Raw genomic sequence first — 16952 nt, 5'->3', positions numbered from 1 at the left:
GGTCGCCGCGAAGGACGAGGTGCGGAGTTTCGAACAAAATGTTGCGACGGGCAAGCCCAACCCGACCAGACACCGGGATAACCCTGTGGGGGTGAGCCCCCACAGGGTCCAGTGATTACCAGGGAATGGTTTCACCCTTGTAGTTCACGAAGTGATGGCCGCCCTTGCCGGCGAACGCATCCACCTGATCCACCAGGCCACGGGTGCTGGTCTCCACGTCGATGTCGGCACCTTCGCCGCCCATGTCGGTTTTCACCCAGCCCGGATGCAGCGACAGCACCGTAAGTTTCTGCTCGCCCAACTGCGTGACGAAGCTGTTGGTCATCGAGTTCAGCGCCGCTTTGCTGGCCTTGTACAGTGCCAGTTCCGGCGCGTCGGGCATGGTCACGCTGCCGAGCACCGAACTCATGAACGCCAGCACGCCGCTGCCGTCGCGGATCTGCCCGACAAAGCGCTGGGCCAGATTGATCGGTGCCACCGCGTTGGTGAAGAACAACTGACCGACTTCCGCCAGCGTCGCGCCGCCCGGGGTCTGCACTTCGGGGCCTTTGACCCCTGCGTTGACGAACAGCAGGTCGAAGGTCTCGCCCTTGAACTTCTGGCTCAGGGCGATCACCGCTTGCTGGTCGTCCATGTCGAGTTTTTCGATTTGCACGTTGCCCAGTGCTTCGAGAGCCTCGGCGTTGGAAGGATTGCGAACCGTGGCGGTGACTTGCCAGCCGTCGGCCAGCAGGGTTTTCACCAGTCCCAGGCCCAGGCCCCGGGAGGCGCCGATGATCAATGCGTGCTTGGCAGGATTAAGTGCGGACATGATTGGCTTTCCTTGAAAGTTGAAAGATCACGGGTTCAATGGACAACGTTGACCGAGCCGATGCTGCAACTCCTGGCGCAACTCACCGAGTTCGGCCATGCGGGTTTCGACCAGCTTGAGTTTGTCTTGCAGCAGTTGCGTGACGGTGGTGTCAGGATTTGGCGATTGCCACAGCGCGCCAACGCTGCTGCCGATCTCGCCGAGAGTAAAGCCCAGACGCTGCGCCGTTTTGATGTAGAGCACCAATTGCACCATCTCCGGCGGATAGTCGCGATAACCGTTGGCGCTGCGTTGCGCCGCGATCAATCCGCGCTCCTCGTAAAAACGCAGCGTGTCACGGCTGACATCGCAGGCCTGGGCCAACTCACCGATGCGCATCTTGCAGGTCTCGAAAGTGTTTGACCCTGGAGCATACTCCAGGCTTTACCGTGGTTGCTCCCTGAATTTTCGGAGCAAGGATGATGTGGACTTCAACGCAATATCGGCAGTTGGTGCGCGGCAGTGCCTGGTATGACTTGATCGTGACGGCGGCGTTTGTCACACCGTGGAGTTTTGCTGTGTTGCACGGGTTGCTGACGGCGCTGAGTCAGGCGCTGGAGCTGCCCGGCGAGCTGCCGCCGTTCGAACCTGCGCACCTGTTGATAGCCAATTTGTTCGGTTCGGTGGTGTGCATGTGGGCAGTGCTGCGGATTCGTGATCCGCAGCCGGTTTATGGGCGCTATGACGCGGTGACGCGGTTTCTGTTCGCCGCGTGGATGACGTATGCCCTGGCCCACGGCGCCAGTTCGTTGGTGGTGGGATTCCTGGTTCTCGAAGTGGCGTGGGGCATCGCTCAGGCGTTGCCGGTCCGGCCGCTGTCGCGAGCCGTCACGGCTTAGTGCCCGGCCTGCCACGGCTGCCCCAGTGATACCGGCGCGTACAACCGTGTACGCAGCGCATCCCGCGACAACAACACCAGCACCAGAATCGTCGCGACATACGGCAGCATCGCCAGCAGACTCGAAGGAATCGCCAGCCCCAACCCCTGCGCCACCAGGTGCAGGATGCTGGCGAGTCCGAACAGATACGCACCGAGCAGCAAGCGCCACACCCGCCAACTGGCGAACACCACCAGCGCCAGCGCGATCCAGCCGCGTCCGGCGGTCATATTCTCGGCCCACATCGGCGTATACGCCAGTGACAGATATGCGCCGGCCAGTCCGGCCATCGCGCCGCCGAACAGCACCGCCAGTGTGCGTACGGTCAGCACCGGCAATCCCATGGCACTGGCCGCATCCGGGTTCTCACCGACCGCTTGAATGATCAGCCCGACACGGCTTTTCACGATCACCCACGCCACCAGCGCAAACAGTACGAACGACAGGTACACCAGCAGATCCTGGGCAAACAGCATGCGGCCGATCAACGGGATTTCGCTCAGGTAGGGAATCGCCAGCGGCTCGAATCCCGCCAGCGGTTTGCCGACCCACGCCGCGCCGACAAAGGTCGACAGGCCGACGCCAAAAATTGTCAGCGCCAGCCCGGTCGCCACCTGATTGGCGTTGAACACCAGCGCCACCAGAGCAAACAGCGACGACAGCAACATCCCGGCGAGCATCGCCAGCACCACGCCGAGCCACAGGTTGCCGCTGTTGAACGCGACGATGAAACCGATCACCGCGCCAAACAGCATCATGCCTTCCTGGCCGAGGTTGAGTACGCCGCTCTTCTCGCAGATCAATTCACCCAACGCCACCAGCAGCAGTGGCGTACCGCAGCGCACCATGGCGTAGAAAATATTGCTCAACAGATCGATATCCATCACAGCGCTCCGGCGGCTACGGCGGTGGTAGAAGTGCGCCGCACCCAGCGCAGGTTCAGGCGTGGCCGATAGAGGATCAGCACGTCACAGGCCAGCAGGAAAAACAGCATCATTCCCTGGAACAGCTGAGTGATCGCCTGCGGCAGATTCAGTGTCATCTGCGCGCTCTCTCCGCCGATGTACAGCAGTGCCATCAACAGGCTGGAAAACAGAATGCCGATAGGATTGAGCCTGCCGAGAAATGCCACGGTGATCGCCGCGTAGCCGTAGCCCGGCGAGACCTGCGGCACCAGTTGGCCGATCGGTCCGGTGACTTCGCAGACACCGGCCAGTCCCGCCAATCCTCCGCTGATCAGCAGTGCGAGCCAGATCAGACGCTTCTCGCGAAACCCGACAAATCCTGCTGCACGCTTGTCCAGCCCCAGCACCTTGATCTGGAAACCGACGAAGCTTTTCTGCAGCAACACCCACACCGCGACCAGCGCGAGCAAGGCGAAATACACGCCGATGTGTGCCCGACCGTCCTCCATTAACAGCGGCAGGCGGCTGGCGTCGCTGAACATTGCCGATTCGGGAAAATTGAATCCGGCCGGATCCTTCAGCGGCCCGTGTACGCAGAACAGCAACAGGTTCAGCGCGATGTAGTTGAGCATGATGCTGGTGAGGATTTCGTTGGCGTTGAAGCGGGTACGCAACCAGGCGGTGAGCCCGGCCCAGGCGGCGCCGGCGAACGTGCCGGTCAGCAGGATCAGCACCAGCGCCCAGCGGCTTTGCATGTCGATGATGTTCACCGCCAGCGCACTGCCGGCCAGCGCGCCGAGCAGCAACTGGCCTTCGGCACCGATGTTCCAGATCCGCGCCTGATAGGCCACCGCGAGGCCCAGTGCACACAGCAGAATCGGCAGGGTTTTGACCAGCAGCTCGGAGACGCCATACAGGTCGCTGACCGGGGCGATCAATAACGTGTGCAGGGTTTTCAGCGGGTCGTGACCGAGGGCGATGAACAGCAACGATCCGCAGACCAGCGTCAGCACCGCCGCCAGCACCGGCGAGCACCACAGCATCAGCCGTGATTGCCGGCCACGGGGTTCGAGGGAAAGCAACATGGGAAAACTCCGTTAAACCGTGGCCGGTTGTGATTGAGGGGTGTCGAACTGGCCGGCCATCCAGCCGCCGACGTCGCTGAGGCGGGTTTGCGCCGTGTCCTGCAACCCCGACAGGCGCCCGCCGCACAGCGCGCCGAGGCGGTCGCTGATCTGGAACAGTTCGTCGAGGTCTTCGGAGATCACCAGAATCGCCGCCCCGGCATCGCGCAGGGCAATCAGCGCCCGGTGAATGGTGGCCGCCGCGCCGACATCCACGCCCCAGGTCGGGTGCGCGGCGATCAGCAGTTTCGGTTGCTGGAGGATTTCCCGGCCGAGGATGAATTTCTGCAGGTTGCCGCCGGACAGGCTGCGGGCGGCGGTCTGGGTGTCCGGGGTTTTCACGCCGAAGCGCTGGATGATCGTTTGGGCGAGGGCTTCGACCTTGCCGCGCTCGATCAAGCCGTGGCTGACCAGGCCTTGTTGAAAGGCGGTGAGCAGGGCGTTGTCCGCCAGGCTCATGTCCGGCACCGCGCCATGCCCGAGGCGTTCGGCGGGGACGAACGCCAGGCCGAGTTTGCGTCGGGCATCCGGGCGCTGATCGGCGACGAGGTGTTCCTGGAAGCAGATGGTTTGCGCTGCGTCGCGGGGTAATGTCTGTTCGCCGCTGAGCAATGCCAGAAGCTCGTCCTGCCCGTTGCCCGCCACGCCGGCGATGCCGACGATTTCACCGCTGCGCACCTGCAGATCGATGTCGCTCAGGGAGCAACCGAACGGATCCGGGTTGTGCCAGTTCAGACCGCTGACCTGCAAGAACGCCGCGCCACCGGTGACCTTCGTGAACTCGCCGATCGATGTCGCGGCGTCGCCCACCATCAATTGCGCCAGTTGCCGATCAGTGCAGTCTGCGGGCACGCAATGCCCGGCCACCCGACCACCACGCAACACTGTGGCGCTGTGGCACAAGGCGCGGACCTCGCCAAGTTTGTGGCTGATGAACAGAACGCTGCAGCCTTCGGCCGCGAGCCGGCGCAGGGTGATGAACAACTCTTCGGCTTCCTGCGGCGTGAGCACCGAGGTCGGTTCGTCGAGAATCAGCAGGCGAATGTCCTGCATCAGGCAACGCACGATCTCGACCCGTTGCCGCTCGCCGATCGACAGGCTGTGGACAAGTCGCTGAGGTTCCAGCGCCATGCCATATCGGCGCGACACTTCACGGATTTTCGCCTCAAGCTGTTTCGGCGAACCGGCCGCTGCACCCATCGCCAATGCAATGTTCTGCGCCACGCTCAAGGTCTCGAACAGCGAGAAATGCTGGAACACCATGCCGATGCCCAACTGCCGCGCCTGGGCCGGGTTGCGCATAGTCACCGGTTGACCCTGCCACAGCATCTCACCCGAATCGGCCTGGGTGACGCCGTAGATGATCTTCATCAACGTGCTTTTGCCTGCACCGTTTTCACCGAGCAGCGCGTGGATTTCACCGGGGACGATGCTCAGGTCGATGGCGTCATTGGCAAGGCAACCGGGATAACGTTTGCTGATTTGGCGCAGTTGCAGCTGCGGTGTGGACGTGGGGTTTGGCATGACAGGCTCGGGTTGCTTGGAGTTGTGCCTGTGGATAAAGCAATTTCCTGGCCATTGAGTCAGGAACGCAGGTGGCTGCTGTTTGCCAGCCTGTGGCGCAGAGCCTGTGAATCGAATTCGGTTGCCTGCACGGCACCACTTGAGGGCAAAGCCTTTGATCAGGCTCCAGTTTTGCCCGCAACTGGCTGATCAAAAAACGAGCAACCCCGCCGAAGCCATGCAGAACCTGCGACTGCGCCAGCCATGAACGGCTTATCCACAGGTTGCTCCACAGTATTTGTGCGCAAGACAAAATCCCGGGCATAAGCACTGCCGGGCTTTCTTCTAAAGGCGATAAACAACGCTAAGCGATTGTTTTTACGTGAAATTGTTCATTGCGATGGGCGATTGGACGAAAAGTGAGCAAATCCCGCAAAGCCACGTGACAGAAGGGTTACAGCCTCCTGTGCTCAGGTTATCCACAGCCGGGTGCACAGCGGATGTGGGCAAGTCTCGGGCATAAGCAAACGGGCTGGTGCCCCAAAACATGGCGGGGCTTCAACGCTGCAGCAGGATTCGCCCGCGGCTCAGATCGGCCAACTGATTCTGCAACAGCTCGATGTGTGCTTCGCCCACGGCCAGTTGCAATTCGACGCCGTTGGCGGTGAAGTTTTCTTCGATCACCAATCCGCCCAGATCCGCGACCCGCAGTTTCACCAGCGCCAGTTCGCCAAAGGCGCAAGCGCAACGCACGGGCACGCGACTGATCAACTCGATCTTCGGCGCGGCTTGCAGGCATTTGTTGGCGCCGCCGCCATAGGCCCGGGCCAGACCGCCGGTGCCCAGTTGAATGCCGCCGTACCAGCGGATCACCAGCACCGCGACCTGATCGCAGTCCTGCGCTTCGATGGCCGCGAGGATCGGCCGCCCGGCAGTGCCACCGGGTTCGCCGTCGTCATTGCTGCGGTATTGATCGCCGAGCTTCCACGCCCAGCAATTGTGCGAAGCGTTCAAGTCGCTGTGTTGCTCGATGAAGGCTTGCGCCTCAGCGGGGCTGCCGATCGGCGCGGCGAAGGTGATGAAACGGCTTTTGCGGATTTCTTCGCGGAACTCGCAAAAGCCGCTGAGGGTGAATGGCATAAAACGACTTATATAGAAGAAGTGAGGCCGCAGCCTTTGAGGATGATGCGGATCAGGTTGTTGCCGGCGTCTTCCATGTCCTGTTTGGTCAACTTGCTGCGACCGGTCACCCGGCAGATCTGGGTGGCGAAGTCGGCGTAATGCTGGGTGCTGCCCCACAACAGGAAGATCAGGTGCACCGGGTCGACCGGATCCATTTTGCCCGCGTCGATCCAGGCCTGGAACACGCCGGCGCGGCCCTGGAACCAGGCGCGGTAATCCTGATTGAAATATTCGGTCAGGCATTCGCCGCCGCTGATCACTTCCATCGCGAAGATCCGCGACGCTTGCGGCTGGCGACGGGAGAATTCCATTTTCGCGCGGATGTAGCGGGTCAGCGCTTCGGCCGGATCGTCCTCGGCCGTCAGGGTATTGAAGGTGCTGTCCCACAATTGAAGGATGTTGCTCAGCACCGCCACGTACAACCCGAGCTTGTTGGTGAAGTAGTAATGCAGGTTCGCCTTGGGCAGTCCGGCCTTGGTGGCGATGGTGTTCATACTCGTGCCTTTGTACCCGTGACGGGCGAACTCGTCTTCGGCGGCTTTGATGATGGTCTCTTCGTTCTTCTGACGAATGCGGCTGGCGGGTTTGCCGCCGTGGGCTGGGACTTCAAAGGTCATAGGCACTTCCGGGTTTGTCTGTGGGGTGCAACCAGTTGCGTTGATAGCGCAACCACCGGCGCGGGACAAGCCCCGGGCGAATAAAACCACGGTCGTCAGCGGGTGGCGGCCAGGCTTTCGAGAAAGCTTTCCAGTACCAGATGAGGGCGGCGACCCTTGCGGGTGACCGAGGCCAGGCTCAAATCATAGAAGCGGGTACTGGCCTTGAGTGCGCGCAAGCGACCTTGTTGAACCCAGAGACTGGCGTAGTGATCCGGCAGGTAGCCGATGTAGCGCCCGGTCAGAATCAGGAACGCCATGCCTTCGCGGTCGGAAGCGCTGGCGGTGCAGTTGAGCGCCTGATAGTGCTCCTGGATCTCCGCCGGCAAACGGAAAGTCGGGGCGATGGCGTCCTGACTGTTGAGGCGCTCGTCATCCAACTGTTTATCGTCGACGTAAAACAGCGGATGACCAACTGCGCAGTAGAGCAACGAGCGCTCGCTGTACAACGGCTGATATTCCAGTCCCGACAACGCACTGGCCTGCGGCACCACGCCGACATGCAGGCGACCGTCGAGCACACCTTGTTCGACTTCGTTGGGGGCGATCATGCGGATCTGGATTTGCACGTCTGGCCCGCGTTCCTTCAATTGCGCCAGTGCGTGGGTGATGCGCATGTGGGGCAGGGTGACGAGGTTGTCGGTCAGGCCGATGATCAGCTCACCGCGCAAGTGCTGGTGCAGGCCGTTGACCTCGGTGCGAAAACTTTCCAGTGCACTTAGTAGCTGTAACGCCGATTGATAGACCTCGCGGCCTTCTTCGGTCAGGGAGAAACCGGCGCGCCCGCGTTGGCACAGACGCAGGCCGAGACGTTGTTCCAGATCACTCATCTGCTGGCTGATCGCCGAGCGACCGATGCCGAGTACGGTTTCCGCCGCCGAGAAGCCACCGCACTCCACCACGCTGCGAAAAATCCGCAGCAGGCGAATGTCAAAGTCACTGACCTGGGCCAGTGGATCGGGGCGGCGGCTGCTCATGCTGGTGTTCTCATTGTTTAGCAGAGTTCTAACTGAAGGTTAGAAGAGTTGAATTTCACCGACTTTATCCCCGTGGCAATTTAGCTGCAACAACGCTTTCTATCTCTCTGAAGCTTATTGCCCTGCGAGGTTTTGCCCGATGAACATGCCTGAAAACGCGCCGTCGCCACTGGCCAGCCAACTGAAGCTGGACGCGCACTGGATGCCGTACACCGCCAACCGCAACTTTCAGCGCGACCCGCGCCTGATCGTCGGTGCCGAAGGCAGCTGGCTGATCGACGACAAGGGCCGCAAGGTGTACGACTCGCTGTCCGGTCTGTGGACCTGCGGCGCCGGGCATACCCGCAAGGAAATCCAGGAAGCGGTGGCCAGGCAATTAGGCACTCTCGATTACTCCCCGGGCTTCCAGTACGGCCACCCGCTGTCGTTCCAGCTGGCGGAGAAAATCACTGATCTGACGCCGGGCAACCTGAATCATGTGTTCTTCACCGACTCCGGTTCTGAGTGCGCCGATACCGCGGTGAAAATGGTCCGCGCCTACTGGCGCCTGAAAGGCCAGTCGACCAAGACCAAAATGATCGGCCGCGCCCGTGGCTATCACGGTGTGAACATCGCCGGCACCAGCCTCGGTGGCGTTAATGGCAACCGCAAGCTGTTCGGTCAGGCGATGATGGATGTCGATCACCTGCCGCACACTTTGCTGGCGAGCAATGCTTTCTCCCGAGGCATGCCGGAGCAGGGTGGTATCGCCCTGGCCGATGAGCTGCTGAAGCTGATCGAGCTGCACGATGCTTCGAACATCGCTGCGGTGTTCGTTGAGCCGATGGCCGGTTCCGCTGGCGTGCTGGTTCCGCCGCAGGGCTACCTGAAGCGTCTGCGTGAAATCTGCGACCAGCACAACATCCTGCTGGTGTTCGACGAAGTGATCACCGGTTTCGGCCGTACCGGCACCATGTTCGGCGCCACCACCTTCGGTGTGACCCCGGACCTGATGTGCATCGCCAAGCAAGTCACCAACGGCGCGATCCCGATGGGCGCGGTGATTGCCAGCTCCGAGATCTACCAGACCTTCATGAACCAGCCGACCCCGGAATACGCCGTGGAATTTCCGCACGGCTACACCTACTCGGCGCACCCGGTGGCTTGCGCCGCTGGCCTGGCGGCACTCGACCTGCTGCAAAAGGAAAACCTGGTGCAGAGCGTGGCTGAAGTTGCACCGCATTTCGAAAATGCCCTGCATGGCCTGAAAGGCGCGAAGAACGTCATCGACATTCGCAACTTCGGTCTGGCCGGTGCAATCCAGATCGCGGGCCGTGACGGCGACGCCATCGTGCGTCCGTTCGAAGCCGGCATGGCATTGTGGAAAGCCGGGTTCTACGTGCGCTTCGGCGGCGACACCCTGCAGTTCGGCCCAACCTTCAACAGCAAGCCGCAGGACCTTGATCGTCTGTTCGACGCGGTCGGCGAAGTGCTGAACAAGCTCGACTGATTTTTCCTTCTATATAGATACGCCAATGGCAGGCGCCCTTGCGGGCGTCTGCGCACAAGAATTCAGGAGTTCCCCGATGAGCGTTATCCCGCATTTGATCAATGGCGAACTGGTGACCGAGAACGGTCGCGCGGTCGATGTGTTCAATCCGTCCACCGGCCAGGCTATCCACAAGCTGCCGCTGGCCAGCCGCGAAACCATCCAGCACGCCATCGATGCCGCCAAGGCTGCGTTCCCGGCCTGGCGCAACACGCCACCGGCCAAACGTGCCCAGGTGATGTTCCGTTTCAAGCAACTGCTGGAGCAGAACGAAGCACGCATCGCGCAATTGATCAGCGAAGAACACGGCAAGACTCTGGAAGATGCTGCCGGTGAACTGAAGCGTGGCATCGAGAACGTCGAGTTCGCCTGCGCAGCGCCGGAAATCCTCAAGGGCGAGTACAGCCGCAACGTCGGCCCGAACATTGATGCCTGGTCGGACTTCCAGCCGCTGGGCGTGGTGGCCGGCATCACCCCGTTCAACTTCCCGGCGATGGTGCCGCTGTGGATGTATCCGCTGGCGATCGTCTGCGGCAACTGCTTCATCCTCAAACCATCCGAGCGTGATCCGAGTTCGACCCTGCTGATCGCGCAACTGTTGCTGGAAGCCGGCCTGCCAAAAGGCGTGTTGAGCGTGGTGCACGGTGACAAGACTGCGGTGGACGCGCTGATTGAAGCGCCGGAAGTCAAAGCGCTGAGCTTCGTGGGTTCGACGCCGATTGCCGAGTACATCTATGCCGAAGGCACCAAGCGCGGCAAGCGCGTACAGGCACTGGGCGGCGCGAAGAACCATGCGGTGCTGATGCCGGATGCGGATCTGGACAACGCGGTCAGCGCACTGATGGGCGCGGCTTACGGTTCCTGCGGCGAACGCTGCATGGCGATTTCGGTAGCTGTGTGTGTGGGCGACCAGGTAGCGGATGCACTGGTGGCCAAACTGGTTCCACAGATCAAGGCGCTGAAAATCGGTGCCGGCACTTCGTGTGGTCTGGATATGGGGCCGCTCGTAACCGGTCAGGCGCGTGACAAGGTCAGCGGTTATGTGGAGGACGGCGTGGCGGCGGGCGCGACTCTGGTGGTCGACGGTCGTGGTCTGAGCGTTGCCGGTCATGAAGAAGGTTTCTTCCTGGGTGGCTGCCTGTTCGACAACGTCACGCCTGAGATGCGCATCTATAAAGAAGAGATCTTCGGGCCGGTGCTGTGCGTCGTCCGGGTGAACAGCCTGGAAGAGGCGATGCAACTGATCAACGATCACGAATACGGCAACGGCACCTGCATCTTCACTCGTGACGGTGAAGCGGCGCGTCTGTTCTGCGACGAGATCGAAGTCGGCATGGTCGGCGTCAACGTTCCATTGCCGGTGCCGGTGGCTTACCACAGCTTCGGCGGCTGGAAGCGCTCGCTGTTCGGCGACCTGCATGCTTACGGTCCGGATGGTGTGCGCTTCTATACCCGTCGCAAGGCGATCACCCAGCGCTGGCCACAGCGTGCGAGCCATGAGGCGTCGCAGTTCGCATTCCCTAGCTTGTAAGTAGAAGGGCAGTGCAAAGAAGGCCGACCTTTTAAGGTCGGCCTTCGCGTTTCGAGGCATTTTTGACCGATATGACAGATTTATGAAAATAAGGGTTGACGGCGAATTCCAGAGGTCTATAATTCGCCCCACTTCCGGCGCAGTCGAAACGGAAAACTCCTTGAGATTCAATGAGTTAAGTAGGTTTCGATAGTAGATCGCTTCAGTTCATCGAAGCCTGGAGGCAGTTGGAAATGCCGGTTTTTCTGGTGCTTTCAACGGTTCGATCTTCTCGGTCGAAAGCGGAGAAAAGAGGTGTTGACAGCAGCGTGTAACGCTGTAGAATTCGCCTCCCGCTAACGAGAGATCGGAAGCGCAAGTGGTTGAAGTTGTTGAAGAAATCTTCGAAAACTTCTGAAAATAATCACTTGACAGCAAATGAGGCTGCTGTAGAATGCGCGCCTCGGTTGAGACGAAAGATCTTAACCAACCGCTCTTTAACAACTGAATCAAGCAATTCGTGTGGGTGCTTGTGGAGTCAGACTGATAGTCAGAAAGATTATCAGCATCACAAGTTACTCCGCGAGAAATCAAAGATGTAACCAACGATTGCTGAGCCAAGTTTAGGGTTTTCTCAAAACCCAAAGATGTTTGAACTGAAGAGTTTGATCATGGCTCAGATTGAACGCTGGCGGCAGGCCTAACACATGCAAGTCGAGCGGATGAAGGGAGCTTGCTCCTGGATTCAGCGGCGGACGGGTGAGTAATGCCTAGGAATCTGCCTGGTAGTGGGGGACAACGTTTCGAAAGGAACGCTAATACCGCATACGTCCTACGGGAGAAAGCAGGGGACCTTCGGGCCTTGCGCTATCAGATGAGCCTAGGTCGGATTAGCTAGTTGGTGAGGTAATGGCTCACCAAGGCGACGATCCGTAACTGGTCTGAGAGGATGATCAGTCACACTGGAACTGAGACACGGTCCAGACTCCTACGGGAGGCAGCAGTGGGGAATATTGGACAATGGGCGAAAGCCTGATCCAGCCATGCCGCGTGTGTGAAGAAGGTCTTCGGATTGTAAAGCACTTTAAGTTGGGAGGAAGGGTTGTAGATTAATACTCTGCAATTTTGACGTTACCGACAGAATAAGCACCGGCTAACTCTGTGCCAGCAGCCGCGGTAATACAGAGGGTGCAAGCGTTAATCGGAATTACTGGGCGTAAAGCGCGCGTAGGTGGTTCGTTAAGTTGGATGTGAAATCCCCGGGCTCAACCTGGGAACTGCATCCAAAACTGGCGAGCTAGAGTATGGTAGAGGGTGGTGGAATTTCCTGTGTAGCGGTGAAATGCGTAGATATAGGAAGGAACACCAGTGGCGAAGGCGACCACCTGGACTGATACTGACACTGAGGTGCGAAAGCGTGGGGAGCAAACAGGATTAGATACCCTGGTAGTCCACGCCGTAAACGATGTCAACTAGCCGTTGGGAGCCTTGAGCTCTTAGTGGCGCAGCTAACGCATTAAGTTGACCGCCTGGGGAGTACGGCCGCAAGGTTAAAACTCAAATGAATTGACGGGGGCCCGCACAAGCGGTGGAGCATGTGGTTTAATTCGAAGCAACGCGAAGAACCTTACCAGGCCTTGACATCCAATGAACTTTCCAGAGATGGATTGGTGCCTTCGGGAACATTGAGACAGGTGCTGCATGGCTGTCGTCAGCTCGTGTCGTGAGATGTTGGGTTAAGTCCCGTAACGAGCGCAACCCTTGTCCTTAGTTACCAGCACGTAATGGTGGGCACTCTAAGGAGACTGCCGGTGACAAACCGGAGGAAGGTGGGGATGACGTCAAGTCATCATGGCCCTTACGGCCTGGGCTACACACGTGCTACAATGGTCGGTACAAAGGGTTGCCAAGCCGCGAGGTGGAGCTAATCCCATAAAACCGATCGTAGTCCGGATCGCAGTCTGCAACTCGACTGCGTGAAGTCGGAATCGCTAGTAATCGCGAATCAGAATGTCGCGGTGAATACGTTCCCGGGCCTTGTACACACCGCCCGTCACACCATGGGAGTGGGTTGCACCAGAAGTAGCTAGTCTAACCTTCGGGAGGACGGTTACCACGGTGTGATTCATGACTGGGGTGAAGTCGTAACAAGGTAGCCGTAGGGGAACCTGCGGCTGGATCACCTCCTTAATCGACGACATCAGCTGCTCCATAAGTTCCCACACGAATTGCTTGATTCATTGAAGAAGACGAAAGAAGCAGCCCGAAATTGGGTCTGTAGCTCAGTTGGTTAGAGCGCACCCCTGATAAGGGTGAGGTCGGCAGTTCGAATCTGCCCAGACCCACCAATTTTGTGTGGGAAACGCCTGTAGAAATACGGGGCCATAGCTCAGCTGGGAGAGCGCCTGCCTTGCACGCAGGAGGTCAGCGGTTCGATCCCGCTTGGCTCCACCACTACTGCTTCTGAAGTAAGAGCTTAGAAATGAGCATTCCATCGTTGTGATGGTGAATGTTGATTTCTAGTCTTTGACTAGTTCGTTCTTTAAAAATTTGGGTATGTGATAGAAAGATAGACTGATGGCCACTTTCACTGGTGGTGATCAGGCTAAGGTAAAATTTGTGAGTTCTCTTAGTTGAGAAATTCGAATTTTCGGCGAATGTCGTCTTCACAGTATAACCAGATTGCTTGGGGTTATATGGTCAAGTGAAGAAGCGCATACGGTGGATGCCTTGGCAGTCAGAGGCGATGAAAGACGTGGTAGCCTGCGAAAAGCTTCGGGGAGTCGGCAAACAGACTTTGATCCGGAGATGTCTGAATGGGGGAACCCAGCCATCACAAGATGGTTATCTTGTACTGAATACATAGGTGCAAGAGGCGAACCAGGGGAACTGAAACATCTAAGTACCCTGAGGAAAAGAAATCAACCGAGATTCCCTTAGTAGTGGCGAGCGAACGGGGACTAGCCCTTAAGTGGCTTTGAGATTAGCGGAACGCTCTGGAAAGTGCGGCCATAGTGGGTGATAGCCCTGTACGCGAAAGTCTCTTAGTCATGAAATCGAGTAGGACGGAGCACGAGAAACTTTGTCTGAATATGGGGGGACCATCCTCCAAGGCTAAATACTACTGACTGACCGATAGTGAACTAGTACCGTGAGGGAAAGGCGAAAAGAACCCCGGAGAGGGGAGTGAAATAGATCCTGAAACCGTATGCGTACAAGCAGTGGGAGCAGACTTTGTTCTGTGACTGCGTACCTTTTGTATAATGGGTCAGCGACTTATTTTCAGTGGCGAGCTTAACCGAATAGGGGAGGCGTAGCGAAAGCGAGTCTTAATAGGGCGTCTAGTCGCTGGGAATAGACCCGAAACCGGGCGATCTATCCATGGGCAGGTTGAAGGTTAGGTAACACTGACTGGAGGACCGAACCGACTACCGTTGAAAAGTTAGCGGATGACCTGTGGATCGGAGTGAAAGGCTAATCAAGCTCGGAGATAGCTGGTTCTCCTCGAAAGCTATTTAGGTAGCGCCTCATGTATCACTGTAGGGGGTAGAGCACTGTTTCGGCTAGGGGGTCATCCCGACTTACCAAACCGATGCAAACTCCGAATACCTACAAGTGCCGAGCATGGGAGACACACGGCGGGTGCTAACGTCCGTCGTGAAAAGGGAAACAACCCAGACCGTCAGCTAAGGTCCCAAAGTTATGGTTAAGTGGGAAACGATGTGGGAAGGCTTAGACAGCTAGGAGGTTGGCTTAGAAGCAGCCACCCTTTAAAGAAAGCGTAATAGCTCACTAGTCGAGTCGGCCTGCGCGGAAGATGTAACGGGGCTCAAACCATACACCGAAGCTACGGGTATCACGCAAGTGATGCGGTAGAGGAGCGTTCTGTAAGCCTGTGAAGGTGAGTTGAGAAGCTTGCTGGAGGTATCAGAAGTGCGAATGCTGACATGAGTAACGACAATGGGTGTGAAAAACACCCACGCCGAAAGACCAAGGTTTCCTGCGCAACGTTAATCGACGCAGGGTTAGTCGGTCCCTAAGGCGAGGCTGAAAAGCGTAGTCGATGGAAAACAGGTTAATATTCCTGTACTTCTGGTTATTGCGATGGAGGGACGGAGAAGGCTAGGCCAGCTTGGCGTTGGTTGTCCAAGTTTAAGGTGGTAGGCTGAAATCTTAGGTAAATCCGGGGTTTCAAGGCCGAGAGCTGATGACGAGTTGCCTTTAGGCGACGAAGTGGTTGATGCCATGCTTCCAAGAAAAGCTTCTAAGCTTCAGATAACCAGGAACCGTACCCCAAACCGACACAGGTGGTTGGGTAGAGAATACCAAGGCGCTTGAGAGAACTCGGGTGAAGGAACTAGGCAAAATGGCACCGTAACTTCGGGAGAAGGTGCGCCGGTGAGGGTGAAGCACTTGCTGCGTAAGCCCACGCCGGTCGAAGATACCAGGCCGCTGCGACTGTTTATTAAAAACACAGCACTCTGCAAACACGAAAGTGGACGTATAGGGTGTGACGCCTGCCCGGTGCCGGAAGGTTAATTGATGGGGTTAGCTAACGCGAAGCTCTTGATCGAAGCCCCGGTAAACGGCGGCCGTAACTATAACGGTCCTAAGGTAGCGAAATTCCTTGTCGGGTAAGTTCCGACCTGCACGAATGGCGTAACGATGGCGGCGCTGTCTCCACCCGAGACTCAGTGAAATTGAAATCGCTGTGAAGATGCAGTGTATCCGCGGCTAGACGGAAAGACCCCGTGAACCTTTACTATAGCTTTGCACTGGACTTTGAATTTGCTTGTGTAGGATAGGTGGGAGGCTTTGAAGCGTGGACGCCAGTTCGCGTGGAGCCATCCTTGAAATACCACCCTGGCAACTTTGAGGTTCTAACTCAGGTCCGTTATCCGGATCGAGGACAGTGTATGGTGGGTAGTTTGACTGGGGCGGTCTCCTCCTAAAGAGTAACGGAGGAGTACGAAGGTGCGCTCAGACCGGTCGGAAATCGGTCGTAGAGTATAAAGGCAAAAGCGCGCTTGACTGCGAGACAGACACGTCGAGCAGGTACGAAAGTAGGTCTTAGTGATCCGGTGGTTCTGTATGGAAGGGCCATCGCTCAACGGATAAAAGGTACTCCGGGGATAACAGGCTGATACCGCCCAAGAGTTCATATCGACGGCGGTGTTTGGCACCTCGATGTCGGCTCATCACATCCTGGGGCTGAAGCCGGTCCCAAGGGTATGGCTGTTCGCCATTTAAAGTGGTACGCGAGCTGGGTTTAGAACGTCGTGAGACAGTTCGGTCCCTATCTGCCGTGGACGTTTGAGATTTGAGAGGGGCTGCTCCTAGTACGAGAGGACCGGAGTGGACGAACCTCTGGTGTTCCGGTTGTCACGCCAGTGGCATTGCCGGGTAGCTATGTTCGGGAAAGATAACCGCTGAAAGCATCTAAGCGGGAAACTTGCCTCAAGATGAGATCTCACTGGAACCTTGAGTTCCCTGAAGGGCCGTCGAAGACTACGACGTTGATAGGTTGGGTGTGTAAGCGCTGTGAGGCGTTGAGCTAACCAATACTAATTGCCCGTGAGGCTTGACCATATAACACCCAAGCAATCTGTAGACTCGAAAGAGACCAGATTGCGGTGTGTGAAGACGAAAATGAACCGAAAGTTCGACGCTCACAAAACACCGACAGCTGTCACATACCCAATTTGCTGAAGCGAGACCATCCGGTCACGAGTCAGTACCCGAATTTCTTGACGACCATAGAGCGTTGGAACCACCTGATCCCATCCCGAACTCAGAAGTGAAACGATGCATCGCCGATGGTAGTGTGGGGTTTCCCCAT

At 58.0% G+C, this 16952-nt stretch carries 11 protein-coding genes, 2 tRNA genes and 3 rRNA genes; 8 read left to right on the top strand and 8 right to left on the bottom strand.

The window, feature by feature from the left end; translation table 11 throughout:
• Window positions 1-115 precede the first annotated feature (115 nt).
• Together CAG25_RS02830 and CAG25_RS02825 are read right to left on the bottom strand one after the other, a co-directional pair.
• The gene (locus CAG25_RS02830; protein ID WP_085613577.1) at window positions 116-811 is read right to left on the bottom strand and encodes an SDR family oxidoreductase; all 696 of its coding nucleotides are present in this window, start codon (window positions 809-811) and stop codon (window positions 116-118) included.
• Between the two features lie 27 nt (window positions 812-838).
• A complete protein-coding gene (locus tag CAG25_RS02825; RefSeq protein WP_064593282.1) occupies window positions 839-1189 on the bottom strand; it encodes a MerR family transcriptional regulator in 351 nt (116 codons plus the stop codon).
• 83 nt (window positions 1190-1272) lie between these two features.
• Here CAG25_RS02825 and CAG25_RS02820 point away from each other — a divergent pair, with 83 nt between their 5' ends.
• Window positions 1273-1689, top strand: a complete 417-nt coding sequence (locus CAG25_RS02820) for a hypothetical protein (protein ID WP_085613583.1) — start codon at window positions 1273-1275, stop codon at window positions 1687-1689.
• Here CAG25_RS02820 and CAG25_RS02815 read toward each other — a convergent pair.
• The 6 genes from CAG25_RS02815 to CAG25_RS02790 all read right to left on the bottom strand — a co-directional run bounded on the left by CAG25_RS02815 (window position 1686) and on the right by CAG25_RS02790 (window position 8075).
• On the bottom strand, window positions 1686-2612 hold the full coding sequence (locus tag CAG25_RS02815; protein ID WP_085613578.1) for an ABC transporter permease: 927 nt from the start codon (window positions 2610-2612) through the stop codon (window positions 1686-1688). The two genes, CAG25_RS02820 and CAG25_RS02815, sit on opposite strands and share 4 nt — an antisense overlap.
• A complete protein-coding gene (locus CAG25_RS02810) occupies window positions 2612-3718 on the bottom strand; it encodes an ABC transporter permease (protein ID WP_085613579.1) in 1107 nt (368 codons plus the stop codon). Before CAG25_RS02810 ends, CAG25_RS02815 begins: the two co-directional genes overlap by 1 nt.
• A 12-nt stretch (window positions 3719-3730) precedes the next feature.
• A complete protein-coding gene (locus CAG25_RS02805) occupies window positions 3731-5281 on the bottom strand; it encodes an ABC transporter ATP-binding protein (RefSeq protein ID WP_085613580.1) in 1551 nt (516 codons plus the stop codon).
• Between the two features lie 537 nt (window positions 5282-5818).
• Window positions 5819-6400, bottom strand: a complete 582-nt coding sequence (locus CAG25_RS02800) for a YigZ family protein (RefSeq protein WP_085613581.1) — start codon at window positions 6398-6400, stop codon at window positions 5819-5821.
• A gap of 8 nt (window positions 6401-6408) precedes the next feature.
• Window positions 6409-7059 carry a TetR/AcrR family transcriptional regulator gene (locus tag CAG25_RS02795; RefSeq protein ID WP_011332324.1) on the bottom strand — a complete coding sequence of 217 codons (651 nt, stop codon included), beginning with the start codon at window positions 7057-7059 and terminating at the stop codon, window positions 6409-6411.
• Between the two features lie 95 nt (window positions 7060-7154).
• A complete protein-coding gene (locus CAG25_RS02790; protein WP_085613582.1) occupies window positions 7155-8075 on the bottom strand; it encodes a LysR family transcriptional regulator in 921 nt (306 codons plus the stop codon).
• 139 nt (window positions 8076-8214) lie between these two features.
• Here CAG25_RS02790 and CAG25_RS02785 point away from each other — a divergent pair, with 139 nt between their 5' ends.
• The 7 genes from CAG25_RS02785 to rrf all read left to right on the top strand — a co-directional run.
• Window positions 8215-9564, top strand: coding sequence for an aspartate aminotransferase family protein (locus CAG25_RS02785; RefSeq protein WP_039773205.1), 1350 nt, complete (start codon window positions 8215-8217; stop codon window positions 9562-9564).
• Window positions 9565-9640: 76 nt separating this feature from the next.
• Window positions 9641-11134 (top strand): CoA-acylating methylmalonate-semialdehyde dehydrogenase, encoded by a 1494-nt coding sequence (locus CAG25_RS02780; protein ID WP_011332326.1) that lies wholly within the window; start codon window positions 9641-9643, stop codon window positions 11132-11134.
• Between the two features lie 632 nt (window positions 11135-11766).
• Window positions 11767-13303, top strand: a 16S ribosomal RNA gene (locus CAG25_RS02770).
• Window positions 13304-13384: 81 nt separating this feature from the next.
• Window positions 13385-13461 (top strand) — tRNA-Ile (locus CAG25_RS02765).
• A 30-nt stretch (window positions 13462-13491) separates the two neighbouring features.
• Window positions 13492-13567: transfer RNA gene (locus tag CAG25_RS02760), tRNA-Ala, on the top strand.
• 244 nt (window positions 13568-13811) lie between these two features.
• Window positions 13812-16702: ribosomal RNA gene (locus CAG25_RS02755) — 23S ribosomal RNA — on the top strand.
• 157 nt (window positions 16703-16859) lie between these two features.
• Window positions 16860-16952 (top strand): 5S ribosomal RNA (gene rrf, locus CAG25_RS02750); the annotation flags it as partial.

The organism is Pseudomonas sp. B16(2017), from assembly GCF_002113205.1.
GTDB classification, from domain to species: Bacteria; Pseudomonadota; Gammaproteobacteria; order Pseudomonadales; family Pseudomonadaceae; genus Aquipseudomonas; species Aquipseudomonas pharyngis.
The sequence above is the reverse complement of the archived record's forward strand: the minus strand, read 5'-3'. Positions and strand labels throughout refer to the sequence as shown.

Coding starts and splice junctions, on each gene's coding strand:
- CAG25_RS02790 (WP_085613582.1), bottom strand. CDS start 8,075: ATGAGCAGCCGCCGCCCCGATCCACTGGCCCAGGTCAGTGACTTTGAC.
- CAG25_RS02815 (WP_085613578.1), bottom strand. CDS start 2,612: ATGGATATCGATCTGTTGAGCAATATTTTCTACGCCATGGTGCGCTGC.
- CAG25_RS02780 (WP_011332326.1), top strand. CDS start 9,641: ATGAGCGTTATCCCGCATTTGATCAATGGCGAACTGGTGACCGAGAAC.
- CAG25_RS02785 (WP_039773205.1), top strand. CDS start 8,215: ATGAACATGCCTGAAAACGCGCCGTCGCCACTGGCCAGCCAACTGAAG.
- CAG25_RS02800 (WP_085613581.1), bottom strand. CDS start 6,400: ATGCCATTCACCCTCAGCGGCTTTTGCGAGTTCCGCGAAGAAATCCGC.
- CAG25_RS02795 (WP_011332324.1), bottom strand. CDS start 7,059: ATGACCTTTGAAGTCCCAGCCCACGGCGGCAAACCCGCCAGCCGCATT.
- CAG25_RS02810 (WP_085613579.1), bottom strand. CDS start 3,718: ATGTTGCTTTCCCTCGAACCCCGTGGCCGGCAATCACGGCTGATGCTG.
- CAG25_RS02830 (WP_085613577.1), bottom strand. CDS start 811: ATGTCCGCACTTAATCCTGCCAAGCACGCATTGATCATCGGCGCCTCC.
- CAG25_RS02805 (WP_085613580.1), bottom strand. CDS start 5,281: ATGCCAAACCCCACGTCCACACCGCAGCTGCAACTGCGCCAAATCAGC.
- CAG25_RS02825 (WP_064593282.1), bottom strand. CDS start 1,189: ATGCGCATCGGTGAGTTGGCCCAGGCCTGCGATGTCAGCCGTGACACG.
- CAG25_RS02820 (WP_085613583.1), top strand. CDS start 1,273: ATGTGGACTTCAACGCAATATCGGCAGTTGGTGCGCGGCAGTGCCTGG.